The sequence below is a fragment of the Erwinia endophytica genome (assembly GCF_009295515.1).
Taxonomy (GTDB): Bacteria; Pseudomonadota; Gammaproteobacteria; order Enterobacterales; family Enterobacteriaceae; genus Erwinia; species Erwinia endophytica.
The window spans coordinates 13,240-29,342 of record NZ_RQVV01000023.1; the positions used below are offsets into that span (position 1 = coordinate 13,240).

At 41.8% G+C, this 16,103-nt stretch carries 12 protein-coding genes; 2 read left to right on the top strand and 10 right to left on the bottom strand.

Annotation, left to right across the window (positions count from 1 at the left end):
- The first annotated feature begins 279 nt into the window (after positions 1–279).
- On the top strand, positions 280–882 hold the full coding sequence (locus EH228_RS07275; protein WP_152321009.1) for a tyrosine-type DNA invertase: 603 nt from the start codon (positions 280–282) through the stop codon (positions 880–882).
- 162 nt (positions 883–1,044) lie between these two features.
- Positions 1,045–1,701 carry a helix-turn-helix domain-containing protein gene (locus EH228_RS07280; RefSeq protein ID WP_193323296.1) on the top strand — a complete coding sequence of 219 codons (657 nt, stop codon included), beginning with the start codon at positions 1,045–1,047 and terminating at the stop codon, positions 1,699–1,701.
- Between the two features lie 101 nt (positions 1,702–1,802).
- Here EH228_RS07280 and EH228_RS07285 read toward each other — a convergent pair whose 3' ends face one another.
- From EH228_RS07285 to EH228_RS07330, 10 genes are all read right to left on the bottom strand, one after another.
- Positions 1,803–3,143 (bottom strand): DUF3300 domain-containing protein, encoded by a 1,341-nt coding sequence (locus EH228_RS07285; protein WP_240116251.1) that lies wholly within the window; start codon positions 3,141–3,143, stop codon positions 1,803–1,805.
- A 68-nt stretch (positions 3,144–3,211) separates the two neighbouring features.
- Positions 3,212–3,523 (bottom strand): hypothetical protein, encoded by a 312-nt coding sequence (locus tag EH228_RS07290; RefSeq protein ID WP_152321011.1) that lies wholly within the window; start codon positions 3,521–3,523, stop codon positions 3,212–3,214.
- A 79-nt stretch (positions 3,524–3,602) separates the two neighbouring features.
- Entirely contained in the window at positions 3,603–4,352 is a 750-nt protein-coding gene (locus tag EH228_RS07295; protein WP_152321012.1) for a helix-turn-helix transcriptional regulator, read from the bottom strand.
- A 74-nt stretch (positions 4,353–4,426) separates the two neighbouring features.
- Entirely contained in the window at positions 4,427–4,849 is a 423-nt protein-coding gene (locus EH228_RS07300; protein WP_152321013.1) for a hypothetical protein, read from the bottom strand.
- A 392-nt stretch (positions 4,850–5,241) separates the two neighbouring features.
- Entirely contained in the window at positions 5,242–7,203 is a 1,962-nt protein-coding gene (locus EH228_RS07305) for an ATP-binding cassette domain-containing protein (RefSeq protein ID WP_152321014.1), read from the bottom strand.
- 67 nt (positions 7,204–7,270) lie between these two features.
- A complete protein-coding gene (locus tag EH228_RS07310; protein ID WP_152321015.1) occupies positions 7,271–11,860 on the bottom strand; it encodes a beta strand repeat-containing protein in 4,590 nt (1,529 codons plus the stop codon).
- Positions 11,861–11,910: 50 nt separating this feature from the next.
- Positions 11,911–13,143: an HlyD family type I secretion periplasmic adaptor subunit gene (locus EH228_RS07315; protein WP_152321016.1), complete on the bottom strand. Its 1,233-nt coding sequence runs from the start codon at positions 13,141–13,143 to the stop codon at positions 11,911–11,913.
- Complete coding sequence (locus EH228_RS07320; RefSeq protein ID WP_152321017.1) at positions 13,136–13,666, bottom strand: hypothetical protein; 531 nt, start codon at positions 13,664–13,666, stop codon at positions 13,136–13,138. The genes EH228_RS07315 and EH228_RS07320 overlap by 8 nt, the downstream gene beginning before the upstream one ends.
- A gap of 13 nt (positions 13,667–13,679) precedes the next feature.
- On the bottom strand, positions 13,680–14,933 hold the full coding sequence (locus EH228_RS07325; RefSeq protein ID WP_152321018.1) for a TolC family protein: 1,254 nt from the start codon (positions 14,931–14,933) through the stop codon (positions 13,680–13,682).
- On the bottom strand, positions 14,926–16,089 hold the full coding sequence (locus EH228_RS07330) for a MotA/TolQ/ExbB proton channel family protein (protein ID WP_152321019.1): 1,164 nt from the start codon (positions 16,087–16,089) through the stop codon (positions 14,926–14,928). Before EH228_RS07330 ends, EH228_RS07325 begins: the two co-directional genes overlap by 8 nt.
- Between the last annotated feature and the right edge of the window lie 14 nt (positions 16,090–16,103).

Sequence of the window (16,103 nt, forward strand, 5' to 3'; positions counted from 1 at the left end):
CGATAAAGTAATTAAAAATTATCGCTTATAACGATAAGTCATTAGAAGAAAAGGGGGATTGTTAAACAGAAAAGTGGATTAAACAGCAGGATCTCAGGTGTCAGCAAGCTGTAACGCCAATAAGCCGGAACAGAAGCGCCCAGGGAAATAACATAAGATGTAAGCAGATAACGATATAAAGTCCAAAATCGGACTATCTCATGGATATACGCCTGCATTCTGTGCACACTTGGAGATAAGAAAATTCCTAATAAAAATTGAAGATAAGAGCCACCAGCCATGAAACGTAACTATCTTACTGAAGATGAAATTCATCATCTGCTAAATGCAGCTACAAAAGGAAATCATCATCATCGAGACTACTGCATGATAATGATGGCATTTTTGCATGGCTTGCGGGTGAGTGAACTTCTTTCTCTTAAAGTTGAAGATTATGATCCTCTGTCAATGAAAATAAACATTCATCGGCTCAAAGGCGGATTCAGTACAATTCATCCTCTTTTGCCAGAGGAAAATATCACCTTACAACGTTGGTTAATTGAGCGAAAAAAATGGATAAAAAAAGAAAGTTCATGGCTATTTATTTCACAAAAAGGAAATAAGCTATCCAGACAACGATTTTATAACTTACTGAGGAAGTATGGAAAAATAAGCGACCTACCGTTGACGGTCCATCCGCACATGCTCAGACATGCCTGTGGCTATCATCTTGCCGAACGAGGAAATGATACCCGATTAATTCAGGATTATCTTGGTCACCGGAATATCAGACATACGGTTCGTTACACTGCTGCAAATGCAGCACGTTTCGTGAGTGCCTGGACAAAAAATGGCCATACACCTGAGTTCCCTACAATAAACAGCTTTGAACAACCTACATAAAATATTTCAGAAAGAATTGTATCCCAGTCCATGATCTTATGTGTCTGATATCGCTCTACTCCTGATCACCCCTTCACGTTAATTTTTGTTGAATATCAGGAATTATCCGGTTAGATTTAAAATGAATTTATGAATGCAGGGATGTTGACCGGAGTAATCAGTATGTCAGGCAGTCGGGATCCCTTCAGAAAAACATTACAAAGTGTGACAAACATCAAACCACTGGACAGTATTGAAAGGCTGCAACGTGCATTTTTAAAAAGTGCCAGTAAAGTCCTGCCTCATCAATTAGAATCTTCCATTAAAAGGGAGGATAATATCTATATATTGACCAAGGGATATTACTGGCTATACCGAAAACCAGACAAGCTACGGTTGTTTACGGTCAAAGCCCCTCATATCTTCGGGCTTGCTGATTTACTGATCCCTGCCGTTGGAGAAATTTATATGAATTTCTCTCCAGGCAGCGAGGTATACACGCTCTCTTATGCCGACACACAACAGGTACTCAGTCAGGCACCCGGGTTATGGAAAGACGTTGCCATATTATTGTCATTTCATTTGCATTATTCTTACTGGCGAGACCTGCATTTACTGAATGACAGTGCCTATGACACCATCAAGGGTAAATTATTAGAACTGGAAATGAATACTGACGAATTCCGGGAAAAAAACTCTATTGTGAATTATATCCTTTCCACCACAAAAATCTCACGCAGCACGATCATGAAAATCACCAAAGATTTAATTGCTGGCGGTTACATAACCGCTAACAGAGGACACTTGATCAACATAAATCACTTACCGCAACGGTATTGAATTTGACTGCCGCGCGCAGTGGCACAATTCAGCAACCGGTCTCGCCATCAGGAACACGGCAACCAGCACGCCGCGATAACGACTGCCGCGCTGCCGAAACGTCAGTCACGGCGGTGACGTATCATGCCGCCCGCAAAGCGCTCATCCGTTTTCCCGTATTCCTGTCCCCCCAGCCCTGACAATCCCGCTGTCGCTATTTCGGCTGAAGAACGATACGGTAAGGGCGCGGTGCGTAACGGCGGGTCATACCTGAGAGGCTTCTCCGTTCCGTATGGCCGGCAGACCGGACCCGGTTCCCTCACCGGCGCGGGATGATGAACGCTTTGCCGCTCCGGCCTGCCAGGGGGCTCACGCAGCGGCCCCACCGCCCGGTGATGAACCACCGGCGGCGTCATCGGAAGGTGTGCCACGCCACCAGCATAATGCGTGGGCCCCGCCGGTCCTCTGACCGGTGCAAAATGCGGCAAACGTACCGGCCCCGGCGCCAGATCAGGACCGGGCCGGTGGAAGCCATCATGGCGGATGACCGTCCGGTCAACAAACGTCCGTTGCCGGTACACCACCACCGGTGCCGGTCCCCAGTGCATTCCCCACTGTCCCCACCCCCAGTCATTATGGCTGCCCACCACCGCGCCCACCATCACACCAGCCGTGAAGCTGACCAGACCGGTGGCCACCATGTCCCCGGTGCTGTAACCCGGAGGATAAGCCACCGGCGGGGTACCGTAGACCGCACTGCCATACACCGGAACATAAACCACATCAGGACTGGCGGGCTGTATGGTAATGGTCTGCCGGGGGGCCGGTACGGCAGGCGGCGAGCCTGAGGCCTTCGTCACGGCGGGCGCCGTCCTTGCCTCGCGCCCTGATGCAAGAGCGGAGGCCGGTGAACGTGCCACCTTCTGCTGTGACGAGCTGTTCAGCGCCCCGCTGTCCGCCGCCCGCTGCCGCAGTATCTGTACCACGTTCATCACCGTCTCCGGCGAATCGCGGTAAGCGTCACCCAGCGACCGGGTCCAGGACAGGTTCCGGGCCATCTGGGCCAGCACATCCGGAAAACCGGTCAGCGCCTTCACGGCAGGCGCCCAGTCCCGGGCATCCACCGCCTGCCGGCGCGCGTCGCCGCTCAGGGTTTTATTCTGCAGCAGCCAGACACAGGCGGAGGCCACATCATCAGGATGGAGACTGGCCGCCAGCACCTGGGCCAGCAGAGCATCCGGGAACAGAGCGACAGGTGCGAGGAGCGAATACAGCGCCGTGGCGCTCTCCACCGGCGCGTTTGTCGCGGCAACGGCGGGGGCTGCAGGAACCGGTGTAGATGCCGTAACCGGGGGTGTGGAAGGTGGCAAAGGCGTCTCTGCGCTCTTCTGGTCGCACCCCGCCAGCGGTAACAGAAAAACCATCACCCAGGTCCCGGGAAAGTTAAATGTACTGCGTCTCATCCGTCGTTCCTCATCATTTATCATTGCCGCACGGGTTCACCCTGACCTGACGTCAGCCAGCGATCCACTTAGAACCGGTAGCTGGGGCCCTGAAACACCTGCCCGGTCAGGGCTTTCGCCACCCGCGGACTGTCTTCTGTCGTGTCCTGAATGCTGAGGTCCTCATCCTGCTCAGTTCCCGGCAACCGCCCCCCCCCAGCCGGTCCGGCCAGAGGCCACCGCCAACGGACTTGCTGGACAGAGACCGGATTGCGCACGTCCTGGTTCATCGGTGCGGTATCCCCCCTGCCGGCAACTTTCACGGTGCCGGGATGATGGCTGAGAGTGACCATCGCGCCGAGCAGCAACGCGATAACCACCGGATGTAATCCTGTCTTCATTTATCTCTCTCCTTCTTGTGTTCTTATTCTCCGCCAGGGCCGGAAATGGCGCGGGACGGTGGGTAAACGCCGGTTCCGTCTATCCGGCTGATGCATAGCGCCCTTCCGCCCGTCCACAGCCAGACCCGGTCAGGGCTGGCCGGTGGGCGTCAAAAAGTTCCAGCAACCCGGGCAACGTGGCGACACCCAGCTTGTACAGGGCTGACTGTCGCTGTCCGTACACCGTTGAGATATTCAGGGTGCGCTGGTAAGCCTGCTCCTGCACAGATATCCCCAACAGAGAAGACACCAGTACCTCCCGTTCCTTATTCGTCAGGCGGGGCTGGAAACCCGTGGAGGGGAACGCCCCCTCCCCACTGTCGTTCTCTGACCCGGCTACTGCCGAACACAGTGTCATGACAGGGAGTCGGTCATCCATCACCCACAGCGGATTCTCCACTCCGGCCCTGCGCAACACTCGTCGGACTTCCCCTGCTGAAAAGCGCGACAGCACGGTCAGCATAATCCCGGACAGGGCTGCCTCCGTCAGCGCACCCAGTTGCAGTAGCAGAGCCAGACCCTCCAGCGGGTTCGGTGGCAGCCGCACTACCAGGATATCCCTGGATTCCGCTGTTCTCTCCTGCGCCAGGCAACGGTCTGACTGCCCTCCCCATGAGTGGGACAGCGCATCTTCCACACCGTCATACCCCTGGACACTGTGCTGTCCCTGGCTTATCCCAGGCGGAGAACGCAGGGCCATCACCAGCCCCTGCCGCCCATAGTTACAGGGGTCAATCACCCCTACGTGCCGCCAGTCACTCCGCAGAAAATCTCCCGCTTCTGATTTCATCGTCGTACCTCATTTCTTGTCATTACTTTGCTATCGCCGCCTGTGCCGGCTGGCCTGATTCAACGTCACTCTGCTCATCTCCCGGACAGACTTATCCACAGACGGACCGCGACCATCAGCAACAGCACCCCTCCCGCACTCAGTGCACCGCACAGACAGAATGTCTGGGTTGTGGACAGCCGTGCCCGGCGCCCCGCATTGACCAGCGCGACCAATATCCCTCCTCCTGCGGTGAGGAACAGTGCAGCGCGCATCTGAAAAGAGACCAGAATGCCGGCGGTGATACACCACCACAGAACCGCAGCCATACCCAGTCCGACGCCGGTCGACCCACCGAGCGCCATGTCACCGCGCAGCAGGCGCCACCACCAGGCACCGGAGACCCGCTGCAGGCAATGTCCGTCACTGGCTGGGATGAACCGCATCAGCGTTGTCAGCATGATCGTCATACCCAGCCACACCCAGCACCACCCTCCCGTCTGCCATATATCCATCATGCTGCCCTCCGGTTTATTATCCTGAGATCAGTTCATGTACCTGAGGCCACAACCAGAGCAACGATCAACACAGGTTCACACCAGATGTATCGCTGTGATGATCAGTGGCAAAAGTGCGCCTTCAGTTGCTGATTTATCCGTAATTTAATGAAAGTCCTTAAAACCGGCCTGAAAATCATTGATGAAAATAACCTCATGAGATTGCTTATTCTGGGCCAGATAATGACTTTTTTATGAATGTATTCATTTAATCAAAGCGAATAAAAACCATAAAAAACGCCGCATTAATTCTTACCAGCAGAACAGACCATATTAATAAAAAACAAATGAACTTCCCTCTCAGAATAAATACCAGCAATGGATACCTGAATCCTGGGCAATTCTTAATTAAATTAATTTTTTACCTTCAATAAAAAATCCTGCCGACCACCGTCAAAAGTGATTTTTCCATTTTCAAGAACGATAATACGATCCACCTGCTCCAGCAGTTTTATCCTGTTTGTAAAAAAAACCAATGTATCATCATCAGAAAGTTTGCTTTTCAACAGATTGCAAAACATCCCTTCTATTTCTGAATTAACATATGCTGTCGGTTCATCCATAACATAGATATTACTGGGAGATAACAAGGCTCTGGCCATTTCCAGCATTTGAACTCTGTCCGCACGCAGAGTATTAAAATGTTCGCTGACAGGTGAGTGGACTCCTGAACGGAATTCAGCAGGGATCCACCACAAGAAAGGGAGTGACAAGACTTCTTTTATCTTATCATCATTAATGGAACCATCCGAATTCAGATAAGTGTAAAGTGTGTCCGCATAAGCCGAAATCTTTTGCGGAAAATAATAGAGACTGTTTTTATCATCGTTAAAGATATTACGATGAACTTTACCTGAAGACGGGCTCAGCACACCTAATAACAGCGACAGCAGGGTTGATTTACCAACACCTTCACCGCCGACTATTGCCACTTTCTCGCCATGTGCAATACGGAAACTGATTTCGGAAAAGAGAGGAACATCCGGCCCATATGAGAAAGTTAACTTTTCAATATCCCAAATCACCTGTTGATCATTAATATTGCTAACAACATCAGAATGTTGGGTGGATGTTTTTAACACAGATTCTATCTGCGCAAAACTGGAACGAATCCTCCTGAACAATGGTAACAAGGAAGACAAAGGACCAATAGACTGATTGACCTTCCCTGACAGAATAATGGTAGCAAATAATGAACCTGATGATATATCATTATCCTGAAGTAAATAATAAGCCAGAATCACCGTGATGACGGTCTGAAATGAACAAAGAAAGGTGAATACGGTGGAAGATGATATTTTATTATTAAGTTTGATACTCTGAATCAAATTTCCCTGGGCACTTAATAATGAACAGATATTCACATACGAATCTTCCATTCCCCGGGATTTATAGTTATCAAGTAAATAAACAGGTGGACTGACAACCTCATTAACAGATTCAACATTTGTCAACTTCAGTTTCCTGTCATAATAAATTATTATTAAAACCTGAATGGCGACAATAAAAACAGTGGCAAGAACAAGCCATTTCCCAACAATGGCAATAACGAACAGATATATAAACAAGAAAGCAGAATCAATATAATTAGTCGAAAAGAACAGCCAAAACAAAGCCCTCAACTTGGTAAAGTTCAAAATGGCCTCATTGCGGGTTTTTCCCCACTGATTTCCCTCCGATGCAACAAAAGATACCAACTTCCTGATATACCCTGCCTCAAAAAAGACAGAAAAATCAGTCATGAACCGCTTAATAACCCGTTCTCTTTTCTTCTTTAAATAAACCTCGCAAACAAATAAAAGGGTGATTAATGTAGACAGCGTCCAAAGAGACGCTTCGGCAGAAGAAGGAATAATCCGCCCATAGATGGCATTCATATAGAGAGGAATTGACAATGCAAGGAAACTAAGCAGGACAGAATAAAGAAAAAAATGAAAAATCCCACTTTTATTTACTGACCAGGTATTCAATAACTCACCAATACTGAATCTCTCATTCTTCTTTAAATGGATTACTCTAAAAATCTGTACATCATCTTTAAATTCATCGCTTCGGACAACAGACCATTCCCCCTGACAGTATACCAGAAATAATTCATCTGATTGTATGACGTGTTTTTTAGATAACGGTACAAACTTACAATTGACTAAACCACCAACGTAGGAAAGAATGTTATTGAAATTATCAGAGGAAGGATAAATTTCAATAAGCTGCCCTATTAATACAGGATTAAGTTTTACGCTGGAAGCGGCAAAAAACTCATTAACAGATGATAATAACGTTGCGCAGAAGCGTATTTTTTCAGTTTCGTACATTTAATATACACCCGGAATTTTAAAATATTATACTGGTCAGAACGTCCTGCCCTGACCAGGGCGAATATTATGCGGCTGAAACATGAACAACATGAAGTTCATGCCCACTGGTATCACTCCAGTTATCAGTCTTTCCGTCTGGCGAAACTGTATCAGTCCATGCGCTGGATTTACTTAAATGCAGGGCTGACGAATCGTTATTCTGAATTTTGATGGTAAAATCACTTTCATTTGTATGAGCCTTGAAGAAACCGTCAACATCAAATGATATTGATGTATGCTTCACATTTGACAGATCCAGTGTCTCTACATTGCTCACGTTCGATAATGCCCCCAGAGTCAGTGAAGTATCCCCATTAGAACTTTCGACCAGTTTGTTATCTCCCGCCCCGCCATTAATCGTTACAGAAGAAACATCACTAAATTTTGACCAGGTGAAAATGTCATCACCGGTGCCGGTTGTTATATTATTTATATGAGTACTGAATGTATCTTTTGAATCATCCCCTTTAATAACTGTATTGTCCGTTAAGTTATCAGTGATATTTGTTGAAAAATCTGAATAGTTCATTTCCAACGTGCCTGCAGTAATATTATATGTATCATTAGCACTATGAGCAGCGGTTATAGTATAAGTAACATTAGCGGAATCAAGTTTGAATGTCATATTAGAGTTATCTTTGGCAACAACCGTTGAATTAGCACTTAATTTATCAAGATCTAATTCCTGTATATTCTGAATATGATCAACACCTGTTTCCCCATTGCTCTTGGTTATAGTGCCGGCGTTCAGGTCTGCATTAACGCCGCCACCTGTAGTAACATAGATATTACCACTTGAACTATTGCCGTTTATGGTATCATTACCGTTTGATTCAGAGAAAATATCAGACATGGTGGTATGCCCTGTAATAGTATCATCATTAACTGTCCCTTCAATTCTGTTAATATTAACCAAGGTGTCATTTTCACGTCCGTCTGAAAAAGTCACCACACCCGTATTCAAATTGATGTTAGCTGAAGTACTACTCATTGAAGATACGGTATCATAATTCACAGCAGAAAAAGATGTTGTAGAAAGTCCTTTTACACCACCATTTATATAGTTACCGCCACCATTAACATCAAAAGTATAAACATTAGGATTTGATGGGGGATTATGTGAATCTACGGTGACATTAATACCATTAATACCGGCATCCCACTTCAAATCATTATAACCGGAATCAGACAGATGAAAAGCATTCATATCATTGACAGTCATATATCCGTTACTGTTAGTGGCTGAATATCCATTGTAACATACAGTCATATTGAATCCATTAGCAGTGTTTTTAGTGAATTCAACATAAGTAGTATAAGTATTTGAATTATTTGCATACGTAAAAGTATCATGGCCAGCACCACCATCAATCACTACTGCGGTGCCCTTGTAATCATTAGTGACAGTGAAAGTGTCATCACCACTACCACCGTTGATGTTTAGCCCAGAATATGAACCTGCATTGATAGTATAATTATCGCCATGATTACTCCCAGTATATGTTCCCACATACCCGTTAACAGTATCAGTGTCACTATCCGATTTTTTTATTGTTGTTTTGCTTGTACTGTTAATATTAAATGTGAGACTGTTAGTCAGGTCAGAATAATCTATTTTATTAGTATTGCTTTTACTCCAGATAGTATCACTTCCAGTGTTTGTTGCAGTGATAAATGCGGATTTTGCGTTGGAAAGATCAAAGGTTGTATTAACCCCCTCTTTGGCTTCAAACGTGCTGCCACTGGCACCATTTGCAACGATATAGTTGACTCCAACTAAAGTATCAGAGCCTTCATTGCCATTGCTGGATGCCGTCTCTGCACCAAGATCTATATGTAAAACACCGCTAGTATGACTGTAATCAACTGTATTATTTATTCCTGAATCATCAAACACTATTGAATTATGCTTACCGCCATAAACATAGACTGTATTATTAGATGCTACACCGGTAATCTCGATTCTATTACTAACCGTTTTTGAGTCCAGAGTGATTTTATTATTCGAGCCACTGGTATTGATGAGTATATTGTTATTTTCACCTCCATTGGTCGTGATGACGTTATTATTTCCTCCCACACCAGATGCACTTGCATCAATCAAGACTGAATATGTTACCCCTTTCCCTAAAGAAATAGTATTATTTGCACCATAAGCATGGACACTCAGGTCTGTGGTATAGTCTGATGCAGTATATGTTCCATTGCCGAAAGTTGTTCCCGTTATACTGTCTATTATACCGGATAAAATTCGGTCACTAAAATTACCACTATTACTGATTATGACTCCATTATTGAGATCAGCATTAAATCCATCATCATCGACGCCTGAATAATCAAGAGATGTTTTCGTTTGATCATCAAGATATAATTCAGAATAACTGTCTCCGCCATGATAGACAACTTCACCACCATTTGAAGTGTGAACATCATTAAATGACGAACCACCGAAAGTAAGATCACTGTAACCCGTACCAACAAAAATCGAATTGCGTCCACCGGTAATACTGACTGTGTCCTTACCTGATGTGGAACCATGATATGTCAGCATATCATTGGTATAATTACCGATATTGCTATTTCCATCAGCAGTCACAGTGACTATACTGTTGGAAATATTGTATGTATTATCCCCGTCACCACCAAAAACAGTATTTGTACCGCCATCAAGATTAAAAATGGTATTTCCGCCGGTTCCTATCAGGGTATTAGATGCGCCGGTTTTCCCGGTCAGCGTACCACCATCATCAGAACCAATAATCGCGGATACATTGGTAAGATTATCTTTATTACCATTATCCTTATTAGCAATACCGGTGTTTAAATTCACATCAACGACACCGTTAATTTTACTATAATCGACTGTTGTCGTTCCTTTTCCACCATCTACAGTATTATTTCCGTATCCTGACACCACAACATCATCACCATCCACACCATAGATAATATTATCGTTATCATCACAAATGATTAAATCATTATAGGATGTACCATAAACCGTGTGAATGTTAGACAACTGATCCTTACCTTCAGTGCCATTAGCATCCACCCAACCATTATCACCGGTTACATTATTGGTCAGATCAACCTTAACGCCGTTTAGCTCAACATCCAGACCTTTAGCAAGGCTAACCTGGTCAAAGGTGGTACCGCCAACATTTCGGTAGTCCACCGTATTATTTCCGCTCCCGCCATCAAAGGTATTATTCCCCCCATAGCCAATAAAAGTATCATTTCCATCACCGCCATGGAAAACATGATCACTGGCGTTAGTTATAAAAACATCATCATAACGGGTTCCAGTAACTTCCTGTATATTGTTAATCACTTGCTGAGATTTAATGTCCGTTCCACTTACTGTTGCAGAGTCGGTATCTTTCAATCCAGCGCTTTCCAGTGTACTGCTATCCGAAGCCTGAAAATCTACAGTAATACCATGGTTAAACTGGCTATAATCGATAGTATTATGGCCACCTCCACCGTCATAAATATCATCGCCTCTCCCTGCAATAATGCTATCATCACCATTCCCGCCTTTAATGATCAGAGGTGCAGGATCTGTTCCAAGCATAGTCGTACCTGCTGCATCATTTATTGATAAGGGATCGGGTGATATGTTAAAACCGAGATTATAAGACGTATCTCCGTTATAATCAGGGGGGGCGAAGTTGACATTGACAGAAAATGAGTCATCATGCTCCGTAGAGTAGACAACCGCAAATTCATTTTGCTTTAAACCTAATTCACGGCCTTTATCTGAGTCCCATGAAATTATGCTATAGTCACTATTTTGGCTAGTAGAAATTCCGGTTATGGTAGTAACATCATCTAATCGTATGATTTTAGTTAGTGTATTCTCATCATCAGCACTTCCTCTAATCTGTGCATTGATTGTCCAGTTATCATTACTATTACTCAAATCAACTGTTTTTGTACCATACTGGAGATCATAACTGGAAGTATTTCTATCGCCACCTCCTACATCAACGGTGTGGTCTTTTTCATCAATAGATGTATCCAACTGTAATACACTTATATTCGGCGATTTCGGGGCTGGAGGTATGATGATTGGTGTGTCAGGAGTGTCAGGTGTGTCAGGAGTTTGATTTCTTGTTGATGTTGCTGAAGTATTGGCAGAAAAATATATAACGTCTTCTGGTGGTGAAATATCGATATTATCAATATTATCCTTGGCACTACCATCATCTTGATCTTGAGGCGTCGCACCAGCATCCTGGCTATTATTATCATGAACAAGTATCTTAACGGTTTCATAGACTGTTTTTGTGATAACCTTTTCATGGTCAACTGTATTCTGTTGTTCATTATTTACATGATGATTGGTTATATACTCTTTATTTTCTGATAGATTATCAATAGCTTTATCAATTAACTGTTTAGAAGTTAACTGAATACCATCAGAGAATTTAACTTCAAATGCGTCATCAGTAAGACCAGAGAACTGTGCCGCAAATGGCAGCTTATAGATAATTCCGGCTGCTGTTTTAAAAACAAAATCCTGTCCATCAATAGAAACCGTTGTCCCATTAAGAGGGAATGGTAGATTATTTTCCTGTAGCGTTTTGATAAGAATGATTTTATCTGGGGTATTCATGATAGCCTCACATTTATGATTTAAAAGTTAAATTAAATTATTTCAACACATTATCCAGTTTCACCAAATGAATTACCTATCCCTTTCATAATAGGATTAATAACATATTCAAGTATTGTTCTTCTCCCTACAATAATATACGCATCGACAGACATCCCCGGATATATTTTATCTGTGATTTTATTTTTATCCATAAGGATATCAACTTTATAATACCGTATACCTTTATTATTATTATCAGTAACCGAATCAGCACTGATAACCCCTACACTTCCATAAATTGTACCATCAGATAATTTCTCTAACCCATTCACCTCCAGTTTAGCGGTCATTCCCGGCCATATTTTATATCTGTCTCTGGTCTCTAAGTTCACACTGGCGACCATTGGTACATCCGTAGGCGTTATTTCAAGAATTTCCCCACCTGGGGGTATGACAGCCCCTTCATTAGATTTTGTTAATTTTTGGATTATTCCATCGACGGGACTTTTAATTTCTTCCTGTTCTTTACGTACATTTGCTCCCTTCAATTTTGACTCGGCATCATTTAACTGATCCTGAACCTTTTGTAATTCAATCTGACTCTCAGTATTAAACGTATTTTTAATATTATCAGTATCAAATTTTGCTTTTTGCAATTCACTCTTAAGCACATCAGATGCAGATATTGCATCACTTAAATCATTCTGTGTCCGTTGAGTCTCATTTTGCTTTGACAGTAGCATTGACTGAGAAGCAGCGCCAACCTTGATCATTCTTTTTAATAAATTGACTTGTGTCTCATCATAACTTAATGCCTGTTTCAATCCTGATATCTTTATTTTATTAGCATCTATTTCAGCTTCTTTTTGTGCAATTACTGCCTGCCCCCCCATATATTGATCTTGAAACTTCTTCATTTCAGACTGATATATTAAAAATTCCTGATTATATATATCGCGACATTTACCATCTCCATTAATGATAAAATCAGTATTATTAATTTGTGATTCCAGCCTCTTCTTCCTTATTGACATGGTATCAACAAGAAGCTTGTTTTTATTATAGTCTTCAGAAATATAGCTATTATCAACGACAGCGATTATTTCTCCTTTTTTTATCCTGTCACCATCCCTCACATAAAGTTTATTTATCCTTCCGCCATTAGGATGATCAATAATTATATTCCTGTCCTTAATCTGTATATATCCCCTGGCATGCACAATCACATCCACTTTAAGAAAAAGAAAAAGAAAAAGAGCAATAAAAAAAAAGACAGGATATAGTTTAAACAATCTAACCATTATTTTTTTTACGCCTTATCTTAATGATATTGCTATATTCTTTTGTTGGTGTTGCATTCCGATTATTAATTAAACTCAATGCGACGTTATTCTTTTTAAATACAGATAATACCTGATAATAAAGAATTGTTTGTTTGCGTAAAAGAGTACCCGATGTTTCATCTTCATTGTCATGCAAAAATACACTGACTTCATAATGACCATTATCGTTGGGTTGTTTATCTAACCAACTTGAAATTGCATTAATATCATCGGAATATAACGTATATTGATCATTGTCAATTTTTACAACCAAATCTCCCGATTCATCATTATATAAACTCTGATATTCTTTCATAATTTCAACACTTCTTGAATCATCTGAGCCTGATTGTGTTTTTTCTGTGATCTTTTTAATGGGTTTCGGATCAAGATCGGCATTAGCCAGTAATGCAGAATACATTGCATTGATGATTAAGTAGACCAACAGCAATACCGTCATCATATCAACATAGGCAGGCCATATATGATTTTTTTGCGACATAAAAATAAACCTCTTATATGAATTTTATGAATTTATCTGTATCACCACACAGATTATATGCGGCAGCAACATAATCATAAAAATTAGCTTTTGCATCTACCATATCAATTAATGATACTTGTAATTCTCGCTGTGCATCGATAATGTCAGAAAGCGGTCTGCTCCCGAGATTAAATTCATTTTGATACAATTCCAGTGTTCTCCTGGAATTGATAATTGCATTATTGTTCAATTCCCATATACTGACTTCTTTTTCTATTGATGATTTTGTTGAGTTATAGTTCTTATTCAAATCTCTTAATGCAGACTCTCTTTTATAATTACTTAACCTAACGTCAGCAGCCGCTTCATTTATCTTGTTGGTAGACATAAAACCAGTAAAAATGGGTACAGTTACCTGGATATAGAACTGTAAATCAGGAGAGTCAACACTTTGATTTCTTTGTTTATAATTTGCCAAAAACTGCACTTTTGGATAATCACTTTTACGTGTAAATTGGTACTCGTATTGCTTCTGCTGGATATCTGAATCCAGTTGCTTTAGCAAAAGATTTATATGTTCAAGTTCATTGTTTGAGATAAATTTAGGAACAACAGGATGTGAGTTTTCGTTAAACATTGTAGAAATATCATCATTTCTTCCGATGAGAGAAGATAAATTTATTTTTGCATTAACAAAGTCCTTCTCCGCATTTTCCAGCCTTGTCTTTGCATCATCAACAGAAGCTTCAGATCTTACCAGGTCAGATGAAGGAGATAGCCCACCTTCTACTCTGAGTTTAACTTTCTCGGTCAATCCAGTCACCTGATTAAGATATTCCTTCCCTATTTCAAGCGTTCTCTTTTTTCTCCAGACATCAATATATGCCTTAATAATTTGAAATGTTAATTTTTCTTTATCTATCTTATATCCCCACGTTTGTACATCTAATGCACTTTTTGCTGCATTGACCTGCTCATATCTTGCCAAATCTAATATTGTATATTGTGCGCCAAAGTTAAGCATGGCACTTTCATCATCATCTCTCACATACTCATCACTATAACGATGATCTGATGTCCTGCTTTTTCCCGTCAACGTAACCTGGGGCCAATATGACGCATATGATTCTTCTACTTTATAATGAGAAATCTCTTTTTCTGTTTCTGACATTTTTATATTAAGATTATAGTCTATACCACTCTTGATAGCCTCTTCTATTGTCATCGCATTACTATTGAATGAAACAACTATCAATCCAAATATAATCAACATTATACTATTCATTTCCACCCCCAATAAAGTTTTCGTTTTTCTTTGCTAAAGATGATTCAAGTACCTTGCGCATTGATACAATTTCATTCAAGCAAAAAAAACCGGACTCATACATTATTTCCTGGATCTTATGGAATTTATTAAGGTTATCTTCATTATTTTCAATAAGTGACTTTATAGCTGTTACACCTTGTTCAATATCACGCCACGATTTTTTATTTTCATTGTTACCTTGAATGCTTCCTTTTATTAAGGACTCAATCTGCATCCTTACAATTTCTATTTTTGAATTACTTTCATTGAATAATACATTTAAACCATTAAGAGCATCATTAATACGACTGGTATTATCTGAAATATTTGACATAGTCAGATTCAAATCGACCAGATAGTTATTGTTATTACTGAATGCGTTGATAATCCCTGAAAAATATTCATTATTTATTTTAACTAAATTGCTATTATCTTCGACTTGTGAGACTACTTTGCTCAGGTAATGATGTTCCTGACCGTTATTGCCGTCTTCTCCTTTGTTACCTTTTACTTCAAGACTCCAGTTTTCAACCTCGGAAGTAAATTCGTTGTTCATTTTAGACGTCAGAACGCTTAATAAGCCAACAGTCAGGGAGGTGGAAAGACCTAACATTGAAGCAGAAAAAGCCGTGGACATGCCAGAAAGAGGGACACCTAACTCTGATACTAAATCTTTACCCGATACACTGGTCGAAAGCACATTGAAAACGGAGCCCATTGTATGCATCAATCCGATAAATGTACCTAACAAGCCAATACCAATTAACGATCCTGATATATATTCCAGAACATGACTTTTCCATTCAATAGACTTTTTCCACAGACTAACGACCTCATGAGATGTGTCATTTGATAAATCTGTTATTTTATAAAATTTACGACCAAATATTTTAAGAGAATAGTCATCAGAAAGATGATCCTTCTGCTTACTCCATAACCTCCCTTTCCTGGCACTATTTATTGCATCACTTAATACATATAATGAAGAAATGAGAAATAACAGCATGATAATACTATTGATCATTCGATTGTGCTCAATGAGCTCGAAAATCTCTTTCCTTTCAAACCAACACACTGCATAAGCAGCTAATATTATAAATATTTCTAAAGTTATATAGCCATTTAATCGCTTCATTACACCCTCTTAGC